The following is a 16019-nucleotide window of genomic DNA, read 5'->3' on the forward strand; positions in this document are numbered from 1 at the left end:
GGGAGCATGCTCGGTAGTGGGGGCACGGGCACGACGACGGAAGGAAGGTCCCGGGATGAGCGCTCTGGCCACGGAGGAGTTGCGACGTGCCTCGGCATCGGACGCCGCGCCGACCCTGGTGCCGGACGTCGTGCCTGCGACCGAGCTCTGCCGGGACTGCGGCGACGATCTGCGGGTCGGAGACGACGCCCTGTGCCGCTGGTGCGACGACAATCGAGCCCGGCACCCCGAGGACTACGAGGTCGCGGTCGCCGAGCTGCCGGAGGTCGTCGCGAGCTGAACCGGCTCGCGGGCGCCCCACCGACCGAGCACCACCGCCAGCACGAGGTACCCCGCACCCATCGCGGCCAGGACGCCCGGCGCGTCGCCGTCGTCGGGCAGGGTGGCCGCGGCGAGCGCGGCGGAACCCACGAACCCGGCGTTGTACAGGACGTCGTAGAGCGCGAACGCGCGTCCCCGGAAGACGTCGTCGACGTCGCGTTGCACGATCGTGTCGACGGCGATCTTCGCGCCCTGCGCGGCGAGGCCGAGGAGCGTGGACGCGACGAGGATCGTGGGCAGGGCGACGTGCACGGCGATCGCTTGCGCGACGGCAGCGAGGCCGAGGCACCCGACGATCCAGCGCTGCGGGCCGGTGTAGCGGCTGAGCGTCGGCGTGAGGACGACGGCCAGCCCGAACCCGAGCCCCGTCGCGCCGAGCACCGAGGCGAACTTCACGGCGCCGCCGTCGACGTCGGACGGGTCCGACAGCAGGTTGCGGCACTGCAGGAGCCACGCGATGAAGACCATGCCGTACAGGAACCGGGTCGCGAAGATGATGCCGAGGCCCTGCGCCGGTGTTCTGCGGGCCAGGAGGTAGCGCGCCCCGTCCACGAGGTCGCGCCCGGTCCGCGCCAGCTCGCTGCGCAGCTCGTCCCGGCTGCGGACGACCTCCGGGCCGAGGTCGGAGCGGGCGAACCGGGTCGCGAGCAGCGACGCGGCCGCGAACGCAAGCGCTGCGAACGCCAAGGCCCCGGCGTCCTGGGCGCGGCCGTCGGGGAGCGCCAGCCGCGTCACGAGGCCGACGGCGCCGCCCACGCCGGCGGCGATCGAGCCCAGCGTCGGGACGAGCGCGTTCGCGGTGAGGAGGTGGCTGCGCGGCACCACGTGCGGCAGCGAGGCGGAGAACGCCGACAGCAGGAAGCGGTTGACGCTCAGCGCCGTCAGCGCCAGCACGTACACGGCGACGTTCACGCCCGACGACGCCATCACGACCGTCAGCGCGACCGCCAGGACCAGCCGTACCAGGTTCCCGTAGACCAGCACCTGGCGGCGGCGCCACCGGTCGAGGAACACCCCGGCCCACGGTCCGACGATCGTGAACGGCAGCAGCATCACCGCGAACGCCGCAGCGACCTGCGTGGCCGTGACGCCCTTCGGCGACGTGGTGGCCGAGAAGAAGAAGAGGCTGGCGAGCCCCACCTGGAACATGCCGTCGCCGAGCTGGCTCGTGAGGCGGGCAGCCATGAGCCTGCGGAACCCCGCCAGGCGGCCGAGGTCCCGCAGGTCGGTGAGCACGGTCCCTCGGGGGGTGCCGGACGCGGTGACGTCAGGCTCGGTCGCTGGCACCGGCTCAGCCTAGTGGGGCTGCTCTCCGGAAAAGCCCGAGGGCCCGGCACGGACGAACCGTGCCGGGCCCTCGCAAGGGGTGCTTCAGAGCGGGAAGGCTCAGCGCTCCGCTGGTGGTCGCGCTGTCGCTTCGCCGACCTTGCGGCGGGTGCCTCGTTCCTCGGCCCCCACCTTCAGGTCACCTCCGCGTCAGCGCTCCGACGGATGGTCGCGCTGTCTCTTCGCCGACCTTGCGGCGGGTGCCTCGTTCCTCGGCCCCCACCTTCAGGTCACCTCCGCGTCAGCGCTCTCGCTCGCCGCGGATGAACGCCTCCAGCTGCGCGCGACCCTCGGTGTCCTCCGTCTGCACGGGCGGGGACTTCATGAGGTAGGTCGACGCGGAGAGGATCGGCCCACCGACCCCACGGTCCTTGGCGATCTTCGCGGCACGCACGGCGTCGATGATGATGCCAGCCGAGTTGGGGGAGTCCCAGACCTCGAGCTTGTACTCCAGGTTCAGGGGCACCTCGCCGAACGCGCGACCCTCGAGGCGGACGTACGCCCACTTGCGGTCGTCGAGCCAGGCGACGTAGTCCGACGGGCCGATGTGGACGTTCTTGTCGTCCTTCTTGCCGGCGAGCGGGCCGGAGAGGTTGGACGTGACGGCCTGGGTCTTCGAGATCTTCTTGGACTCGAGACGCTCGCGCTCGAGCATGTTCTTGAAGTCCATGTTGCCGCCGACGTTGAGCTGGTACGTGCGGTCCAGCACGACGCCGCGGTCCTCGAACAGGCGGGCCATGACACGGTGCGTGATGGTGGCGCCGACCTGCGACTTGATGTCGTCGCCGACGATCGGGACGCCCGCGGCCTCGAACTTCGCGGCCCACTCGGGGTCGGACGCGATGAAGACGGGGAGGGCGTTGACGAACGCGACGCCCGCGTCGATCGCGGCCTGCGCGTAGAACTTGTCGGCCTCCTCGGAGCCCACCGGGAGGTAGGACACGAGCACGTCGACCTTGTTGTCCTTGAGGACCTGGACGACGTCGACGGGGGCGGCGTCGGACTCCTCGATGGTCTGGAGGTAGTACTTGCCGAGACCGTCGAAGGTCGGGCCGCGCTGGACGGTCACGCCGGTCGGCGGGACGTCCGTGATCTTGATGGTGTTGTTCTCGGACGCGTTGATGGCGTCGGCGAGGTCGAAGCCGACCTTCTTCGCGTCGACGTCGAACGCGGCGACGAACTCCACGTCGGAGATGTGGTAGTCACCGAACTGGACGTGCATGAGGCCCGGGACGGTCGAGTCCGGGGCGGCGTCCTTGTAGAACTCGACGCCCTGAACCAGGGACGACGCGCAGTTGCCGACGCCTGCGATGGCGACGCGGATGGAGGACATCCTCGCTCCTTACCTTCTCAAGTGCCGGGGCGACGTTCGCCGTCGGCTTGCTGGGTTGCCTGCGGACCGGGTGGTCCGGGGCGGCTCGTCAGTGCGGTCGCGAACGACGGTCGCGCTCCGCGGTGATGAGCCCGTCCAGCCAGCGGACCTCGCGCTCGACCTGTTCGAGACCGTGGCGCTGGAGCTCCCACGTGTACTCGTCCATGCGTGCGCGAGACCGGTTGGTGGACTCACGGACCGCCTCGAGCCTCTCGGTGAGCCGGGAGCGCCGGCCCTCGAGGATCCGCAGGCGGGTGTCGGCGTCCGTCTGCCCGAACAGGGCGAAGCGGACGTCGAAGTTCTCGTCCTCCCAGGCGGCAGGCCCGGCCTGCGCGAGGAGGGTCTGGAGGTGCTCCTTGCCTTCGGCGGTCAGCTCGTAGACGATGCGGGAACGCTTGCCGGAGAGCGCGGGCGCGAGGTGCGCGGCGTTCAGCTCGGCGCTGTCGGTCCCGACGATCAGCCCACGGGTCACGAGGGACTTGAGGGCCGGGTAGAGCGAGCCGTAGGACAGGGCACGGAAGGACCCGAGCACGAGGTTGAGCCGCTTGCGCAGCTCGTAGCCGTGCAGGGGCGACTCCTTGAGGAGGCCCAGGATGGCGGTCTCGAGCACGTCGGATCGGCTGCGCATGCGGGCACCCCCCTCGGGATTCGGAGTCGATGTATCGAGTTGATACATCGGGAGGTTACGTCGAGTCGATGCCTCGATGCAAACACCCTCGTGCCGGCGACGGGCTTGTGAAGGACCGGCGGACGGCACGGGCAACTGTGGATAAGCATGGGCGGCGACGTCACGTTGGCCAACGCAGAGACGGTGAGGCCCGCAGCTTTCGGGTCTCGTCCCCCTATGAGGACGACTGGTCGACCAGCGTCTAGAGATACGAGACAGTTCGTACTTGACAAGAACATCGGTTTTCCCCGAGTGTTAGGGCCACTGACGGACGGCTAGCACTGGAACGCGGTGATGGCTTGACCTGTGTCGGAAGAGGGCGACGTTGCTCTCGATTCAAGCGTGCGTTCGCAGGGGGTTATCGAGTGCTGTCCGTGATGAGCCCGCGGGGTGTTGTTGGTTTTCGTGGTTCGGTGGTCGCTGCGCTCGTGGCGGTGGCCTCATTTGCGTCGTTCTCGTTGCAGGGCGGCCCGGCAACGGCGGCAACGCCGGCGAGCCACGGATCGACGAGTCACGCACGTAGCGGACGTTCTCGGGTGTGGCCGGCCTCGGGCGCGTTGACCAAGGACGTCGCGGTGTCGGGGTATGGGGCCTCGGACGGGTTTCACGTGCAGGTGGCTCGGGAGTCGGACGGGTTCGTGTGGTCCGACGTCGCGGTGATCGACCCGGGTGGGTTGGACGAGGCGACGTGGTACGGGTATGAGTGCGTGTCCGGGGACGGGAAGTTCGCGGCGGTCAGCGTGCTCCCGGGCAGCCTGGTGAATCTGGACGAGGCCCGGGATCGTGGGGCGTTCGCGTACTCGGTGGACCTGTCGGACGGGACTGTGCAGCCGTTGTTGTCGGGGGTCTCGTTCCAGTACTCCTCGCCGGGGTGCGGTGTGGGGCACGAGGCCACGTTCACGGCGAGCGTGGACGACACCCAGCAGGTGACGTCGGTGGCGGTGGTGGATCTGTCGTCGGGGAAGGTCAAGGCGTCGGCGGTGGTGGCCGGTCAGGTCACGTCCGCCGTCCCGGCCGGTGACGGGGTCGTGGGGGCGTTGGGCTCGGCGTTGGTGAGCTTCGGTTCGGGTGGCAGCGTGGCGAAGCCGGCGGCCCCGGCGGTTCGGGCTGCGGCGGGCGGCCGCCCGTTCGAGCTCGCGGCGTCGAAGGGTGGCGGGGTCGACTTCGTGGTCGCGGCGACGAAGGGGGCGAAGGCGTCGGTCGGGCACTGGGACGCGAAGAGCTCGAGCAGGCCGGGCACGTGGGGTTCGGGCGAGCTGGGCCAGGTCCGGTTGCAGGCGGGCCGGGCGGGCCGGAACACGGTCGCGGGCGTGACGTCAGGCGCCAGGCCGGCCGCGGTGGGTCTGCGCAAGGTGAAGGCGCCCTCGAAGCTGGGCGCGCCGCAGCTGGTGTCATTGGACGGTGCGGCCGTGTTCGCGACGTCTTCGGGCGTCAAGGCGGACGATCAGGCGGCTGGGCCGGTGTTGTCGCAGGTCGGGTCCACGGCGTCTCAGGACGTGTTGTCCGCGACGCAGACCTCGCGTGGTTCGCCGGTGGTGGCTCCGGTGACGACGATGTCGAACCGGGCACCGGCGGGTGTGGATGCGGATGAGGCGTTGAGCGCGCCCACGCGTCCGGCACCCACGCAGGACCATGACGGTATCGGGGTCAAGCCTTCGAAGACGGCGCAGTCTTCGACCCGGGCCTCCGCGTCGTTCAGCTCGTTGTTGTTCTCTTCGGCGGTTCAGCAGGCTCCCGCGCCCGGCGTGGTCGAGCAGCCCGCCACGATCGCACCGCTCACCGCGCAGTCGGCTTCCGCGCAGTCGGCGTCGGCGCAGACGGTGTCGACGCAGGCGGTGCAGACCCCGAAGTGTGGGGTGGCGCGTCTTGATCCGACGTTGCAGGCGTTGCAGCCTTCCCCGTCTCAGGTGGACTGGGCGGTGCAGATGGCCGAGCAGGGGTTGTTGACGGGGTCGGCGTACACGAGGCCGGCGGACTTCGCGCACCTGGGTCTGGTGGCGTACGCGCCGAACTCTGACTTCTCGAAGATCGCGTTGCATCACCCGTCCTCGGACACGTGGGACTCGGTGCCGCGGTCGGTGATGGAAGCGATCATGGCGCAGGAGTCGAACTTCGACCAGGCGTCCTGGCACTCGCTGCCCGGGATCTCCGGTGACCCGCTGATCGGTGACTACTACGGGGCGAAGGGGTCGATCGACAAGATCGACTACGCCAACGCGGACTGCGGGTACGGGATCACGCAGCTGACCACGGGCATGGCCGCGTCGGAGACTTCGATCACCCTGCACGGGAAGATGAAGGTCGCGGCCGACTACCAGGAGAACATCGTCGCCGGCCTGCAGGTGCTGGAAAAGACGTGGAACCAGCTGTACGACGCGGGCATCACCCTCAACGGCGGGGACCCGAAGTACCTGGAGAACTGGTACCTGGCGATCTGGGCGTACAACTCGGGGATCCAGCCGAACGCGGCGTTCGGGAACACGACCGGGTGCACGCCGTCGGCGTCGTGCACGGGCCCGGACGGGACGTGGGGTCTGGGGTGGTCGAACAACCCGCAGAACCCGGCGTATCCGCCGGATCGTGCCCCGTACCTGAAGACGACGTACGCGGACGCGGCGCACCCGGCTGACTGGCCGTACCAGGAGCGGGTGATGGGCTGGATGGCGTCCCCGATCATCCGCCTGTCCCAACCCGCCTTCGTTACTCCGACGTACCACGGTGGGAACACGTGGATCCAGCTCCCGGCCGCGGACACGTTCTGCACCACGAGCAACGACTGCGACCCGGACTATGCCGACCCCGACGACGCGACCCACGCCGGGTGCACCTTGGCGGACTACGAGTGCTGGTGGCACGAGCCCGTGACGTTCGTGGCCGACTGCGCGGCGACGTGTGCGACCAGCTCGTACCAGTACGCCACCGGGTCGAGCGAGCCGTCCTATGCCTCCCCGCACCCCCCGACCTGTGACCTGGACGCCTCCAAGGTCCCGACCACGAGTCACGGGGCACCGATCGTCGTGGACGACATCGCCGACCCGGCGGACAACCGGCAGGGGTGTTCGTCGATGAACTGGTCGAACGACGGCACGTTCGCCATGTCGTACGGGACGAACAGTGCCGGTGACCCGGTCGGGCAGATCGACACCCACCAGCTCGGGGCAGGGTTCGGCGGGCACATCTTCTTCACCCACACCGAGGCCGCCTCGGACACCGAGCTGGTCAACACCGGTACCTGGACCCCGAACCTGCCGTCACTGCAGTACTACAAGGTCAAGATCCACCTGCCCGCCACGGGCGCGTCTGCGACAAACGTGGTCTACGAGATCCACCCCGGCGGCGGGGCCGCGCCGTGGAAGATCCGGGTGAACCAGGACTGGGGCTCCGAGCAGTGGGTCACGATCGGCACGTTCGCGATGCAGGACGGCGGGTACGTGTCATTGTCGAACGCGTCGGACGCGGTCGCGAACGGCACGGTCGGGTACTCGTCTTACGACGTCGCGTTCGACGCGGTCGCGTTCTTGCCCCAGGGCGGTACCCCGGGCAAGCCGATCGGCGGGCCGCCCGGGATCAAGGACGCCCCGAAGGGCTCTAACCCGGCCTGGGTGAACTGCGGGTGCGTGCAACGCACCGCCGGGGACCCGGTGAACACCGCGACCGGGTACTTCGGCGACACGTTCACCGACCTGGCCACCCCCGGCTACGCCGGTGGTCTCGCGATCACGCGGTCGTACGCGTCGGCGATCGCTGACCCTGACGGCCCCAACGGGTCGGGCGCCACCGACGGGGCGTTCGGGTACGGGTGGACCTACACCTACGGGATGTCCGCGACCACGGACGCGACGTCGGGGGACGTGACGATCACCCAGGAGGACGCCTCCCAGGTCACGTTCACTGATGACGCCGGCACCTACACGCCCACCGCGCCACGCTTCGACGCGACGCTGACGAAGTCCGGGTCCAGCTACACCTTCACCCGCAAGGGCACCCAGTTCTTCACCTTCGACGCCGCGTCCGGGCACCTGACGAAGATCACCGACCTCGCGGGCACGGTCGCTTCCCCGGCCTACGGCACGACCCTGTCCTACGACGCGTCCGGGAACCTGCACACCGTGACCGACCCCTCGGGCCACATCTACACGCTGACCTGGACCGGTGGTCACATCACGAAGGTCACCGACACCGCGGGCCGCGAGGTCGACTACACCTACGACACCGCGGGCGACCTGACCGACGTCTACGGCGTCAACACGACCCGCAGCGGCGCCGCGCTCGGGGACCAGGACCACGCCCAGTACACCTACGACGCCCACCACCTGCTCGTCTCGATGCGTACGCCCGCGAACTACGCCAAGACCGGGACACCGGCGCCGGTGACCTCGATGGTCTACGACACCTCCGAACGCGTGACCTCCCAGAGCGACCCCGACGGGAACACCACCACCTTCACCTACGGCCCCGACGCCGGCCTGGACGCGGGACAGACCCTGGTGACCGACGGCGCCGGGCACAAGAGGCTCGACGTCTACACCGACGGCCTGCTCACCTCCCAGACCACGGGATACGGGACCGCCGCGGCGGGGACCTGGTCGTACACCTACGACCCCGTCACCTTGGGCGTGAGCACCGCGACCGACCCGGACGGCAACGCGACCACGTACACCTACGACGACCAAGGCAACGTGACCTCGGCTTCGGACGCCGCCGGCTTCGCGACCAGCTATGCCTACGACACCCACGGGGACCTGCTGCAGTCCACGGACGCGAACGGCACCCAGACCACGCTGACCTACAACGACGCCGGGCAGGTCACGTCCACCGCCGTCGCCCGGCCCGAGCAGTCCGCCGAGGTCTCGGACGGGAACCCGACCGACCCGTCCATCCGCACCACCCACGACACCTACGCTGACGCCGCGCACCCAGGCCTGCCCACCTCGTCCACCGACGCCCGGGGGAAGACCACGACCTATACCTACGACGCCGACGGCAACCGCGCCTCGGTGACCGACCCCGACGGACACACCACTCGCAGCCGGTACGAGCACGCGACCGGCTTCCTCCTGGCCACCGTCACCGCGACCGGTGTCGCTGCCGGCACCACCGCGACATGCACGCCACCGGCAGCAGGGTGCACCACCTACGCCTACGACGACCACGGACGCGTCCTGACCGTCACGAACCCTGCGGGCGAGGCGTCCACCGCGGTCTACGACGCCGACGGGAACCGGGTCTCGAGCACCGACCCGAACGGCCACACCACGACCACCACCTACGACCCGGCCGGGCAGGCGACCACGGTCACGGCGGCGGACGCGACGACCACCCACACCGCCTACAACCCCGACGGCACCGTCAAGTCCACGACCGACGCCAACGGGAAGATCACCACCTACACCTACGACGCGCAAGGCAGGCCCGTCACCCGCACCGACCCCGACGCGCACACCACGACGACCGCCTACGACCCGGCTGGCCGGACCACGGCCGTGACCACCCCGGACACCAAGACCACCAGCTACACCTACGACGCCGCAGGGCACGTCACGGGCGTGGACTACTCCGACCCCGGGACCACGGACGTCACCCGCAGCTACGACCCGGACGGGAACCTCGCGGCCACGACCGACGCGACCGGGACGAGCACCTGGACCTACGACAACTTCGGCGAACCCGTCACCGTCACGGCCGGTGCCGGGGCGATCACCCGGTACGCCTACGACCCGGACGGGGACGCGACCACGATCACCTACCCCGGCGCACGCGCGGTGACCCGCACGTTCGATGACTCCGGGACCCTGGCCACGGTCACGGACTGGAACGACAACACCACCAGCTTCGGATACACCCCCGACGGGCAGCTCACCGCGACGACCTACCCCAACGGCACGACGTCCAGCACCACCCTGGACGCCCTCGCCGCACCCAGCGCGGTCACCCTGACCGGCAGCTCGGGCACCCTGGCGAAGATCGCCTACACCCGCGATGCTGACTCCCAGATCACCGCCCGCACACCCAGCAACGGCGCCCCCGGAACCGCCCAGACCTACGGGTACGACGAGACCAACCAGCTCACCTCAGCCACCGACACCACCGGTGCGACCGGGTATGCCTACGACGACGCCGGGCACCCCACCACCGTCGCCGACACCACTCAGGCCTACGACGACAACGGCGCCCTGTGCTGGACCACCACAACGAGCACCACCGCCACCGCATGCGACAGCCCACCGGCCGGTGCCACCACCTACACCTACGACACCGACGGCCGCCGCACCACCACCGCGACCGGGACCACCACCAGCGCCACCTACACGTGGAACCAGGCCGGCCAGCTCACTACCGTCACCACCCCCGCCGGCACCGAACACCTCACCTACGACGCCAACGGGCTGCGCACCACCGTCACCAACGCCACCACCACAACCGAGACCGACACCTGGGACCTGACCAGCTCCCTACCCCTCCTGCTCGACGACGGCAGCACCAGCTACCTCTACGGCCCCGGCGCCACCCCCATCGAACAACTCGGCGACACCAGCACCGACATCCAGTGGTACTTCACCGACGCCCAAGGCTCCACCATCGCCCTGACCGATACCACCGGGACCGTCTGCGCCACCAACACCTACGACCCCTGGGGCCACACCACCAACCACACCGGTATCACCACACGACTCGGATACGACGGACAACTCACCGACACCCTCACCGGCCTCCTCTACCTCCGAGCCCGCTACTACGACCCCACCACCACCCAATTCCTCACCACCGACCCCGCCATCACCACCACCCTCCAGGCCTACCTCTACACCAGAAATGACCCGCTAAATCTCACCGATCCCCTCGGTCTGTTCAGTTGGGGGGCTGTGCTCGGGGCCGTCAGTATTGGAACAGCCGTCGCTGCGGTCGCGATCGGATCCATTGTGCTAGCGCCAGAAACGGGCGGCCTCTCAGTGGCCGCCGGAATCGAAGCAGAGGCCGCGTTGGCCGGGTGGGCCACTGCGGCGTCAGCCCTGGAATACACATCCGTGGTGACCGCGGTGGGAGCGGGCGTGGAAGATTGCACAGCTGAAGGGTGGACAACACCTTCGTGCGTCGTTGATGGTGTGGCCGCCGCCGCGGGTGGCGGAGGTTTGGTCTTTGGTAAGGCGCCCGCCCTACTACGCGTCTCGAAAGAAGCCGGAGAGGTCGTGGACAAGGTAGGTGGAATCGTAGGCGCCCACCTGAGTCTGTTGCCGACAGTTTCGGGATTCGCTGACGATGGAGAATCGGAGGAGGGGAGCGGTTGTGGCGAAAGATGACGGCATGAAAGACGAACTCGTGCCCGAAACTGCCACGTATCCGCTCGTGTCAGGCCCCTCGGCGCGTACTCTTGGGCTGATCTATCTCGCATGCTGCGGATGGATCGTGCTGAACGTCCCGATACTCTTTCCCGTCGTGGTGGCCCACCGTGGCTATGACACAGCGGGTTGGCTCGAGATTTGGTTTGCTACCTGGATTACTGCCGGGCTCGGAGTGGCCGTGTTCGTGCCTCTGAGTGCAATCCAGTCTATTCGCGAACGTCGGTCGGGCTACACGACTTTGGCCGCGGGGCGTGATCTACTGCGACTGGACCAGGTCACGGCACGGAATGGAATAATCATTCGTCGACGGGGTGAAGCGCTCATCGACAATCGTGAATGGAGTCGCCGACGCGCTGAAATAGCGGCTTCGTGTCGCGTCGCTCGGCGCTCGTCCTGTGCAGATGCCACCGAGAGCTGCGGCAGTTCGACATCGCGGGGATCGCCCCGAACCCAATGAACCCAGTCGAGCATTAGCTGACTTTAGGCGAAATTTGCCACCGAATGCCAAGGAACTGGCGTTTGTCCGGCACGAGGGCTCTGTCGGAGTCGTAGTGCTTGTCGAGGTGGTGGCTCACGCTTCTCTCTTGTCGGGGCGGAGCTAGCCGGTTATTAGTTGCAAGATGAGTATCGAAAGATATGAGGTTTCTCGCATGAGCAAGGTCAGAATTTCGAGGCGGGTTGTGGCTCTGGTCATCGTGCTATTGGCTGCGATCTTTGGGGGTATAGGGCCCGCAGCCGCTGTGACGATTTCGGGCCCTGGTGCTGCGGTGGCGGCAACGTCGGGCTACTTGAACTGTGAAGGGGTTCTCTCCTACATGATTGACGGAGCGGAGGGTGATATTCCATGGGAGGGGTCGGCATCTGGCACGGGTTGGTGCACGATGTACGAGGGAATGAATGACGGGTCAGACTCATATTGGCAGTGTCAGTGGGGTTTTGTTTGCGATCTCCAGTACACTCTAAATACATGCTATGGTCGATCCATTGCTGAGGACGGGTCATTCGGCCCAGCAACGAAGGCGGCGCTTCAGTATGCGCAGGGGAAGGCGGGGGTCTCGAAGGATGGCATCTTCGGCCCAGCGACGCGCAGTGCGATGCTTTGGGCAAATTGGCAGGGTGTGTGCCTGCACTATCACGGTCAAAAGGGCCATATGATCTATTCGTAAGGTGAAGTTCGCGCTATTGAGGCTCATGGGACATCCGGCAGGGGTGTCGGGTTGAGTCCGCCTGCGATGTGGAGCATGCGTGGGGGTGGTTGTCGCGGCTGCGGCAGCCGCATGCGAGTCCGCGGTGGAGCTCGATGAGTCCGTTGACGGCCTCGGCGGGTCCGTTGCTCGCTCGGGCGGTCGTGAGGTAGGCGAGGAAGGCGTCCCGCCAGCGGCGCACGGTCCATCGGAGCCGGGCGACTTCGGGGATCGGGCGCGTCTGGAATGAGGCCAGGATCTGCTCGGTCCGCTTGCGGTCGTCGATGAGATCCGTGACGCGGCATCCGGCGCGCAGGTCCTGGGCGCACTGCCAGGCGACGAGCACATTTCCTCGTGTGGTGGGTCGGCCTCGATCGCGTGGATCAGGTGGTTCCACTGCTTGTCGATGAGGTTCTCGGCCCCGGCACGCAGGACGGTCTGGATCCCCTTCAGCGGGTCGCCCTTGCGGCCTCGGTGCCCGGTGGCGTCCTGCTGGACGCGGCGACGGACCACCTCGACAAGCTGGTGCCGAGCTTGACCACGTGGAATGCGTGTAGTCAAGTCTTCTGGCCCCACTTGTCGTCGTGAATTCTGGCCCCTGCACGGTAGTGCTACTTGTTGCGTGGGGCGCGTGTTTTGGTGATGCGGAGGCGGTAGGACTCGGTCCCGGTTTGCAGGATGTGGGCGTTGAAGGTCACGCGGTCGACGATCGCGGCGACGAGCCTGGGGTCGGGGAACACGGTGCCCCATTCGCTGAAGGGCAGGTTGGTGGCGATCGCGATGGAGGACCTCTCCTCGCGTTCGGTGATGATCTGGAAGAGGAACTCGGCGCCGCGGGGGTCGGCGTGGACGTAGCCGAGCTCGTCGAGCAAGAGCAGGTCCAGGCGCGCGTAGCGGGCCACGGTGCGGGCCAGTTGCCGGTCGTCGGCTGCTTCGACGAGCTCGTTGATGAGGTTCGCGCAGGTGGTGTAGCGCACGGCCTTGCCCAGCTCGCAGGCCGCGATGCCGAGCGCGATGAGCAGGTGGGTCTTGCCAGTGCCCGAGTCACCGAGCAGGACCACGGGTTCGCCGGCGTCGAGGTAGGTTCCGGTGGCCAGGGCGGCGAGGGTCGCACCGTCGACCGCGGAACGGGAGGTGTCGAAGTCCGCGAGGCGTTTGGTGCGGGGGAACTTGGCTTCCTTGATCCGCCTGGCGCGGCGGCGTTCGGCGCGGGCGTCGACTTCCGCGGTCAACACGTCGGCGAGGTAGGCCAGGTGGGTGCGCTGCTCACGCAGCGCGCCGGCGGCCAGGGGCCCGGCCTCGGCGCGCACGGTCGGCAAGAACAGGTCCCTGGTGGCGACGTTGATCGCGGCCAGGGCGGCGTCCTCGCTGGTCATCGGTCGCTCCCGGTGAGCAGGGTGTCGTAGCCGTCCAGGGTCGGGGCGGGCCGGTCGTAACGGGCCACGGCGCCGAGGTCGATCACGGGCGCGACGGGTGGTTCGGCGCCGCGGCGGGCATCGATGATCACGCAGGCCGCCTCGATCACCCCGGTGTCAACGGCGGTGCGCATCGCGGCCTCGAGTGCCGCGGCGGGCAGGGTGCGCTGGGCCAGGAGGATCTCGATCAGGTCCCTCGTGCCCGGCCCGTCTCCGCGTTTGGCCCGGGCCGCGTCCCAGTAGGCCTGGTGCGCGAGCGTGAACACCCCGGCCTTCTTGGCCTGCTCGAGAGCGCTCGCGCCCGGTAGCGCGCCGGGCTTCCTTGCGAGGATCTCCAGGTAGTGGTCCAGGTCCAGGACATCGACGTACTTCGCGGTGGCCCGCTCGTGGGTGGCCACGGTCTGGGCCCCGTCGCAGACCTCGACGCTGGTCGCGCCCAGGCGCACGGTCAGGCGCCGGGCGACGTAACGCACCGGGACCGAGTAGTAGGCCTGACGCACGCACACCCGCGACCGTGAGTCGACCTTCGCGGACAAGATCGTCGCCGGGTCGAACCCCTCACCGGGCAGCGGCAACAGCGCCTGGGCCTCGGCGGCGAACTCGACCCCCACGCATGCGTGGTGCCCGGTGATCACCCGGTCGTCGTCCGCGTCGTCACCCGCGGCGATCAGATCGTTCAGGGCGCCCATCGAGGCCACCTGCGGCACGGGCGTCAGGTGGCGGCGGCGGAACCGGCCGATCTCGCCCTCGATGCCGCCCTTCTCGTGGGCCCCTTCCTTGCCCGGGATACAGAAGAACGAGTCGAACCCGTAGTGGCTGCGCAACGCGGTGAACCGGTCGTTCTCCTCCCGGTCACGACCCTTGAGGATCCGGACCACCGCGGGCTTGAGGTTGTCATACCGGACCCGGGCCGGCACTCCACCGAAGTAGGCCAAAGCACGCACGTGCCCCTCCAAGAACGCCTCGGACGCCTGGTTCGCGAACCCGTAGTGGAACGCCTTGCCCGACGCGGACAGCCGCATCGCGAACATCCAGACCTTCACGTCCGCTCCCGCGAGCAAGACGTGGAACTCCCCGAAGTCGACCTCGGCCTCCGCGCCCGGGTCGTGGGCCTGCGGGACGAACACCTCGACCTTGTCCAAGCCCAACTCACGGCGCCGCACGGCGACATACCGCGAGACGCTGACCTCCGACACGTCCGCCCCGTGCTCAGCCACGAGCCGCTGCCAGACCCGCCGGGCCGTGTGCCGCTGCTTGACAGGTGCCGCCGCGTCCGCGACCAGCCAGGCGTCGATCACGTCCCGGAACGGGTCGACCGCGGGCCGGCCCCGCGGCGAGTACTCCTTACGCGCAGGCGGGACCGGCGAGGCCAACGCCGCCCGCACCGTGCGCCTGTGGACCTTGTGCCGCGCAGCGAGCTCCCGGATCGAGAGCCCCTCCCGGCGGTGATCAACACGGATCTCCTCGAACAGCTCCACCCTGGACCTGACCATCCCGACCTCCCCGACAACCCTTGTCGAGAAGATCTGAACCCCGGGGTGGGGCCAACATTCGTGACGACACGCGAACCCACCCGACCCGCGCACCCACGACCCCAAACGGGGCCAGAATCCGCGACGAAACCGGCACCAGGTGGGGCCACTTCAGGTGACCACACTCAGTGGAACGCGTCCAGGACAGCGGTCGCGTCCGCGAGGCGGTCGTTGATCGCTGCCTTGTAGCCCCCGAACGGGTCCAGGGCCGCGACGGCGATGTTCGCCCGGAACCCGTCGCCGCGCCCATAGAGCCAGTCGGCGTAGGCGTTCTTCGACCGGCCCGGAACCAGGTCCAGCAGCCGGGCATGCACACGGCCGGCCTCGCGGCTCAGGTCGACCATCCCGGTCGGCTCCTTGGGTCCCTTGGTGCGCCCGTCCCCGTGGCGCCACACGTGCTCGTCGATTCCGAGGGCCCTCACGCCGACGAAGCGGGACTCATCGCCGGCCCGGCGTTCAAGCACGGCCCCGACCGCATGCCGCAGGTTTTCTAGGCGACCGTGAGCCTGCGCACCGGGCCCCGAGGTCGTGGCGTGTTCGTAGCACAGCTGATCGATCGCCCAGTCGATCGCTAGACAGGCCAGCGAACCGCGCGGACGAACTAGCATCGGGTTGAACGGCCGCCGGCTGCACGTCGAGCTCGGACTCGTCCCACCGTCCGAGCTCGAGCACCGGTTCTGGGAGCACGACTACGCTCCACAGAACCCGGCCGAACTCACGGCCGTAGCCAGTTGACCGAGCCTCCATGAGACCCGGGGCGATTCACCGACACTGGCCGAGTACGACCTGCCACGTGCGTACTCACGACGCGCTTGTGAAGGACCGGCGGACGGCACGGGCAACTGTGGCGAAGCATCGGCTC

9 protein-coding genes and 1 pseudogene are annotated in these 16019 nt (G+C 68.5%); 3 read left to right on the top strand and 7 right to left on the bottom strand.

Annotated features, from left to right (window positions below):
- Positions 1-55: 55 nt before the first annotated feature.
- Positions 56-280 carry a hypothetical protein gene (locus KDY119_RS00090; protein WP_036955266.1) on the top strand — a complete coding sequence of 75 codons (225 nt, stop codon included), beginning with the start codon at positions 56-58 and terminating at the stop codon, positions 278-280.
- On the opposite strand, the gene KDY119_RS00095 is transcribed toward KDY119_RS00090, so the two are convergent.
- From KDY119_RS00095 to KDY119_RS00105, 3 genes are all read right to left on the bottom strand, one after another.
- Positions 235-1608 carry an MFS transporter gene (locus tag KDY119_RS00095; RefSeq protein ID WP_227994445.1) on the bottom strand — a complete coding sequence of 458 codons (1374 nt, stop codon included), beginning with the start codon at positions 1606-1608 and terminating at the stop codon, positions 235-237. The genes KDY119_RS00090 and KDY119_RS00095 overlap by 46 nt on opposite strands.
- Before the next feature lie 280 nt (positions 1609-1888).
- A complete protein-coding gene (locus KDY119_RS00100) occupies positions 1889-2980 on the bottom strand; it encodes an inositol-3-phosphate synthase (RefSeq protein WP_036955263.1) in 1092 nt (363 codons plus the stop codon).
- Positions 2981-3068: 88 nt separating this feature from the next.
- Positions 3069-3647 (bottom strand): PadR family transcriptional regulator, encoded by a 579-nt coding sequence (locus tag KDY119_RS00105; RefSeq protein ID WP_036955261.1) that lies wholly within the window; start codon positions 3645-3647, stop codon positions 3069-3071.
- Positions 3648-4099: 452 nt separating this feature from the next.
- On the opposite strand from KDY119_RS00105, the gene KDY119_RS00110 reads away from it, so the two are divergent.
- Together KDY119_RS00110 and KDY119_RS19385 are read left to right on the top strand one after the other, a co-directional pair.
- Complete coding sequence (locus tag KDY119_RS00110) at positions 4100-10984, top strand: RHS repeat-associated core domain-containing protein (protein WP_227994446.1); 6885 nt, start codon at positions 4100-4102, stop codon at positions 10982-10984.
- A gap of 935 nt (positions 10985-11919) precedes the next feature.
- Positions 11920-12192 carry a peptidoglycan-binding domain-containing protein gene (locus tag KDY119_RS19385; RefSeq protein ID WP_227994730.1) on the top strand — a complete coding sequence of 91 codons (273 nt, stop codon included), beginning with the start codon at positions 11920-11922 and terminating at the stop codon, positions 12190-12192.
- 23 nt (positions 12193-12215) lie between these two features.
- Here KDY119_RS19385 and KDY119_RS19315 read toward each other — a convergent pair.
- From KDY119_RS19315 to KDY119_RS18765, 4 genes and pseudogenes are all read right to left on the bottom strand, one after another.
- Positions 12216-12767: pseudogene (locus tag KDY119_RS19315) on the bottom strand (ISL3 family transposase); the annotation flags it as partial.
- A 54-nt stretch (positions 12768-12821) separates the two neighbouring features.
- Positions 12822-13586, bottom strand: a complete 765-nt coding sequence (gene istB / locus KDY119_RS00125) for an IS21-like element helper ATPase IstB (protein ID WP_036955996.1) — start codon at positions 13584-13586, stop codon at positions 12822-12824.
- A complete protein-coding gene (gene istA / locus KDY119_RS00130) occupies positions 13583-15118 on the bottom strand; it encodes an IS21 family transposase (protein WP_036955993.1) in 1536 nt (511 codons plus the stop codon). Before istA ends, istB begins: the two co-directional genes overlap by 4 nt.
- Positions 15119-15282: 164 nt before the next feature.
- Positions 15283-15579, bottom strand: coding sequence for a transposase (locus KDY119_RS18765; RefSeq protein ID WP_194174282.1), 297 nt, complete (start codon positions 15577-15579; stop codon positions 15283-15285).
- Positions 15580-16019: the final 440 nt, after the last annotated feature.

The organism is Luteimicrobium xylanilyticum (assembly GCF_009429125.1).
In the GTDB taxonomy this organism is placed as follows: Bacteria; Actinomycetota; Actinomycetes; order Actinomycetales; family Cellulomonadaceae; genus Luteimicrobium; species Luteimicrobium xylanilyticum.